This window comes from Corynebacterium sp. UMB8791 (genome assembly GCF_054166365.1).
Map to the genome: position 1 here is coordinate 1 of NZ_JBSZCG010000145.1, position 5,261 is coordinate 5,261.

Sequence of the window (5,261 nt, forward strand, 5' to 3'; positions counted from 1 at the left end):
GTGACTGCACTTCGTTCCTTTGGAAACCTTTTGCTCGGCCTTTGCGCCGTTGCGCTGGCGATTGCCCTGTGTTTGGCGCCGGTCGCAGGCCTGACGGGCCTCGCGATTGCGCGCACCGCGAATACAATGCAGTCGAATCTGCTCGACCTGACACACGGCGATGTCCCCGGTGTCACGACCGTTACGGACGTCAACGGCACCCCCATTGCGTGGTTATACAAACAGCGTAGATACGAGGTTCCAAGCGAAAAAATTTCAGCGCATGTAAAACATGCGCTGGTTTCCACAGAGGATCGACGCTTTTATATGCACGACGGCGTTGATATGCAGGGCTTCGCGAGGGCCATGGTGACCAATGTGCTGGCGGGTGGTGTCGAGCAGGGGGCGTCGACAATTAATCAGCAGTACGTGAAGAACTACCTGTGGCTGGTTGAGGCAGGCAATGATGAGGAGGCGCAGGCGGCGACCGAGCAGTCGATCCCGAGGAAGCTGCGCGAAATGCGCATGGCCTCCGACCTGGACAAGACGCTGACGAAGGACGAGATCCTCACCCGCTACCTCAACCTAGTTTCCTTCGGGAACCACGCCTACGGCATCGAAGCCGCAGCCCGCATCTACTTCGACATCCCGGCCGCTGAACTGAACCCGTCACAGGCGGCGCTGCTGGTGGGGCTGCTGCAGTCGGTCGAGTACCTCAACCCGTACACGAACCCGGAGGGCGCGACGCAGCGCCGCAACACCGTGCTACAGAACATGGTGAACGAAGGCCACCTCACACAGGCGGAAGCGGACCGTTACGCGGCGTCCCCGCTGGGTGTGGTGGACAAGCCGAAAGGCCTGCCGGACGGCTGCATCACCGCCGGTGACGCAGGCTTTATGTGCGACTACGCCCTGCAGTACCTGGAAAGCAAGGGCCTGAGCATCGACGAGATCGAGCGCGGCTCCTACACCATCACCACCACCCTCGACCCGGCGGTGCAGGCCTCGACAGTGCAGGCGGTACGCAACAACGTCAACCCAGCCACCCACGGCGTGGCCGAGGTCCTCAACGTGATCCGGCCCGGCACGGACTCCCGCGACATCCTCGCGATGGCATCCTCGCGCTACTACGGCCTCGAGCTGGAGAAGCACCAGACGATCATGCCGCAGCCGACCTCCATGGTGGGCAATGGCGCCGGTTCCGTGTTCAAGATCTTTACCGCCGCGGCTGCGCTCGAGCAGGGCTACGGCCTCGACTCCATGCTGAACACCCCGGCGCGCTCCGTGGTCTACGGCATGGGCAAGGGCGGCGCCGCCGGCTGCCCGCCGGGCGCCTACTGCGTGGAGAACGCCGGCGTCTACCCGCCACAGATGACGCTGCGCGACGCCTTAGCTCAGTCCCCGAACACCTCGTTCATCGAGCTCATCCAGAGCGTCGGCGTCACCCCAACAGTGGATATGGCGGTGCGCCTGGGCCTTCGCTCCTACACCGAACCCAATACGTTTGGCGACGGCCGCTCCGTCGCCCAAGCCGCGAAGGAAGAGAACATGGGCTCCTTCGTCCTGGGCCCCACGGCCGTGAACCCGCTCGAGCTGTCCAACGTAGGCGCCACGCTCGCCGCGGGTGGCCGCTGGTGCGAGCCGAACCCGATCAAGAGCGTCGTGGATAAGCACGGGCAGGAAGTATTCATCCAGCGCCCGCCGTGCGAGCAGGTCATCGACCCGGACATCGCCGGCGCGCTCGCCCTCGGCATGTCACACGACACTATCGACGGCACCGCCAAGGACGCAGCCGCCGCCTCCCGGTGGACCGCACCCGTCGCTGCCAAGACCGGCACCACGGAGTCCCACCAGTCCTCCGCGTTCCTCGGGTTCACCCGCGGGATGGCCGGCGCGCCATACATTTTCAATGACGGCACCCAGACCACCCCGCTGTGCACCGGCCCGGTTCGCCAATGCTCCGCAGGCAACCTGTTCGGCGGCAACGAGGCCGCGCGCACCTGGTTCCAAGCCGCCCACGGCGTCCCAGGCGCCGCGGCCGCCGGCCTACCACCAACGAACGCGACCTACACGCGGGGCACGAAGCAGTCGGCGCTCGACGCCGTCGTCGGCCTCCCGGCCGCCACCGCGAAGCAGCAGCTCCAGGCGCAAGGGTTCAACGTGACCACCCAAACCGTCTTCGGCAACGGGGCGCCCGCCGGCAACGTCATCGCCGCGATCCCCGCCAACCCGGCGCTCACGCAGGGCACCATGGTGACCCTCAACGTGTCCGACGGCAGCGCCGCCTCCCCCACTGCGTCGCCGTCGGCGTCCACCCCGCCACCAACGAGCACGCAGGCCCCCGCCGTCGACTTCGACGGCATCCAGCAGTCGCTGAACGACGCCCGCGATGCGCTCACGAACGTCTTCCAATAAGGCTGGTTCCTAGCTCAGGCGGGCCTTGACCGCCGTGGAGAGCCGCTTGCCGTCAACACGGCCGGCGGCTTTCACATTCGCAGCTTTCATGACCTGCCCCATCTGCGCCATGGACTCAGCGCCGACCTCGGCGACGGCCTCCTCCACCAGGGCATCAACCTCCTCGTCCGTGAGCTGGGCAGGCTGGTACGCTTCGAGGATTTCGGCTTCGCGGAGTTCGGCGTCGGCAAGCTCTTGGCGGCCGTTCGTGGCGTAAATCTCCGCGGACTCGCGGCGCTTCTTCACCTCGCGGGCAATGATCTTCAGGATCTCCGCATCGTCCACCTCGTGCTTCGTACCCTCGGTCTCAGCGGTCTGGATGGCGGCCAGCAACATACGGATCGTGCCGGTGCGTTCCTTCTCCTTCGCCTTCATCGCGGTCTTCAGGTCTGCGCGCAGCTGTGCTTTCAATTCACTCATGTGGGAAAGCGTAGTCCATCTGTACGCTAGGACGCGTGAATACTTCCCTCAAACGCCTCACGCGTGCCGCCGGCGTCATCGCTGCGACCGGCATGGCCACCGCCGCGTACGGCGTGAGCCAGCTGAACAACTACCGCCTGAAGGAATACACCCTCCCCCTCCTCCCACCCGCTCAGGCAACTGTGGGTCGGTCATGAACAAAACCTCCTATGGATTGACGTTCACAACCATCCTGGCACTAAGGGAAAACCGGGAATCTGGTGCCGAGCGGATTCAGCCAAGCACCAAAGGCAACACAAAAGCCCTAGCTGCCAGCATCCACGACTAAGGCAACTAGGGCTCTAGAACTCAAAACACCAACAACTAGTGTTCCTTCAGGTAACGCAGGGCGACGCGCGTGGACTGTTCGGCGGCGCCGCGGAGGACTGGGTCGACGTCGTCGTAGATGGCGTCGACAAGGGTGTTGATGTCTACGTCCTCGCCGTACTTCTTCAGGGCCTCACGGATTTGGTCGAGGCGCTGCTCGCGGCGGTCGATGTACTTGCGGGCGAACGCGGAGAGGTCCGGGGCGTCGGGGCCGTGGCCTGGGAGCAGCGGGATGTTCTTGCCGCGGCGCTCCAGCATGGACAGCGTTTCTAGGTATTGGGCCAGGTCGCCGTCGGTTTCGGAGATCATGGTGGTGTGGCGGCCGGCGATGGTGTCGCCGGTAATGATGCCTTCGAGCTGGTCGTCTTCGACGTCGTGGGTGTAGACGAAGAAGCAGGCGGAGTCCGCGGTGTGGCCCGGGGTAGCGACGACCTGGATCTTGGGGGAGACGCCTTCGATGGAGATGATTTCGCCATCGGTGAGTGGCTCGGCGCCGTGGGTGTAGCGGGCGTCAAGAGCGCGGATTGGGGCGCCGGTGAGCTGCGAGAAGCGGCGGGCGCCGTCGGCGTGGTCGTGGTGGCGGTGGGTCAGGAGGATGAGGGCAACCTTGTCCGCTTTGGACTGCAGGACGTTGAGGTGGCCTTCGTCTTCTGGGCCCGGGTCGACGACGATGCTGTACTCGTCTTCGGGGTCGCGCACAACCCAGGAGTTTGTGCCTTCGAGCGCCGCGTAGCTTGGATTGGGCGCAAGAACGACCGCGACGGATGCCGTTACAGGACGCAACTGACTATAAGCGGGATGCTGCATGCCACCCACCCTACCGCCTTGCGCGCGGATTTTGCTGCGAAACAACGCGATTCCCCCGCTTAGGGGCACCGCGCGGTATCACTGCAGCTCGACGACGAGCTCCACTTCGACTGGGCTGTCGAGCGGCAGCACGGCGACGCCGACGGCGGAGCGGGCGTGGGCGCCGGCGCCGCCGAAAATGTCGCCGATGACGTCGGAGGCGCCGTTGATCACGCCTGGTTGGCCGGTGAAGGCCGGGTCGGAGGCGACGAAGCCCACGACTTTCACCACGCGCTTGATGCGCTCGAGGCCCACCAAATTATCGACGGCAGCTAACGCGTTGAGGGCGGCCTGCCGGGCGTAGCCGTAGGCGTCCTCGGCGGAGACGTCCGCGCCGACTTTGCCGGTGGCGGGCAGGGTGCCGTCGATAAATGGGAGCTGCCCGGAGGTGTGCACGTGGTTGCCGGTCTGCACCGCGGGAACGTAGGCCGCGACGGGCGCGGCGACGGCGGGCAGGGTGATGCCGAGTTCGGTAAGGCGCGCGGCCCAATCAGTGTGTGCCATGGCCTACTCCAGCGGGCGCTTCATGTAGGCGACGACGCTGTCGGGCGTCGGCCCTGGGGTGACGGTGACCAGTTCCCAGCCGTCTTCACCCCAGGTGTCCAGGATTTGCTTCGTGGCGTGCGTGAGCAACGGAACCGTTGCGTATTCCCATTTCGTCATGGCCACTACCCTAGACGAATTCTAGAGGCCGATAATCTCGCGGCCGGCGACGAGGTGCTCGCCCCAGTCGTTGACCTGTGGGTTCTTGCGCAGGACTGCGCGGCGCTGACGCTCGGTCAGGCCGCCCCACACGCCGAACTCGACCCGGTTTTCCAGCGCCTCGGCGAGGCACTCGAGTTGGACGGGGCAGCGTCGACAAATTTCTGCGGCCTTGCGCTGCTCGGCACCTTGCACGAAGAGAGCATCTGGGTCACCTGTGCGACAGATTGCACGCGTAATCCACTCCCCACGGTCAAACACAAGATCCCCAGCAGAGTTCACACGGCGCGGAATGGCGCGGGTGTCCTCGTACGTCGCGGTTCCAAGAGTGGCAGTCATGAATCGGTCTCCTTTCAAGCGGAGGCAAAGTATAATACTTAGACCCATTAAGCGCTTGTAAGTGTATTCACAGGGTATGCACCTTGTAAAATGCATCACATGAAAGGTGGGGGCGTCCTATTCACTCTCCCCCGCGTTTCATTTAAGGTAACGGT

The 5,261-nt window shown here is 64.5% G+C and carries 7 protein-coding genes; 2 read left to right on the forward strand and 5 right to left on the reverse strand.

Annotation, left to right across the window (positions count from 1 at the left end):
- Positions 1-2,394 (forward strand): transglycosylase domain-containing protein (locus ACXIUA_RS09755; RefSeq protein WP_457976708.1); only part of this gene is annotated, 2,394 nt, incomplete at its 5' end.
- Between the two features lie 9 nt (positions 2,395-2,403).
- Here ACXIUA_RS09755 and ACXIUA_RS09760 read toward each other — a convergent pair.
- Positions 2,404-2,853 carry a GatB/YqeY domain-containing protein gene (locus ACXIUA_RS09760; RefSeq protein ID WP_457976709.1) on the reverse strand — a complete coding sequence of 150 codons (450 nt, stop codon included), beginning with the start codon at positions 2,851-2,853 and terminating at the stop codon, positions 2,404-2,406.
- 35 nt (positions 2,854-2,888) lie between these two features.
- On the opposite strand from ACXIUA_RS09760, the gene ACXIUA_RS09765 reads away from it, so the two are divergent.
- Positions 2,889-3,050 (forward strand): hypothetical protein, encoded by a 162-nt coding sequence (locus ACXIUA_RS09765; RefSeq protein ID WP_457976710.1) that lies wholly within the window; start codon positions 2,889-2,891, stop codon positions 3,048-3,050.
- Between the two features lie 166 nt (positions 3,051-3,216).
- Here the strand turns inward: ACXIUA_RS09765 and ACXIUA_RS09770 are convergent, their stop codons facing one another.
- The 4 genes from ACXIUA_RS09770 to ACXIUA_RS09785 all read right to left on the reverse strand — a co-directional run bounded on the left by ACXIUA_RS09770 (position 3,217) and on the right by ACXIUA_RS09785 (position 5,106).
- Positions 3,217-4,026: an MBL fold metallo-hydrolase gene (locus ACXIUA_RS09770; protein ID WP_457976711.1), complete on the reverse strand. Its 810-nt coding sequence runs from the start codon at positions 4,024-4,026 to the stop codon at positions 3,217-3,219.
- Between the two features lie 78 nt (positions 4,027-4,104).
- A complete protein-coding gene (locus tag ACXIUA_RS09775; RefSeq protein ID WP_457976712.1) occupies positions 4,105-4,569 on the reverse strand; it encodes a RidA family protein in 465 nt (154 codons plus the stop codon).
- A gap of 3 nt (positions 4,570-4,572) precedes the next feature.
- Positions 4,573-4,728, reverse strand: a complete 156-nt coding sequence (locus ACXIUA_RS09780; protein ID WP_071566444.1) for a DUF4177 domain-containing protein — start codon at positions 4,726-4,728, stop codon at positions 4,573-4,575.
- 21 nt (positions 4,729-4,749) lie between these two features.
- The gene (locus ACXIUA_RS09785; protein WP_083329365.1) at positions 4,750-5,106 is read right to left on the reverse strand and encodes a WhiB family transcriptional regulator; all 357 of its coding nucleotides are present in this window, start codon (positions 5,104-5,106) and stop codon (positions 4,750-4,752) included.
- Positions 5,107-5,261: the final 155 nt, after the last annotated feature.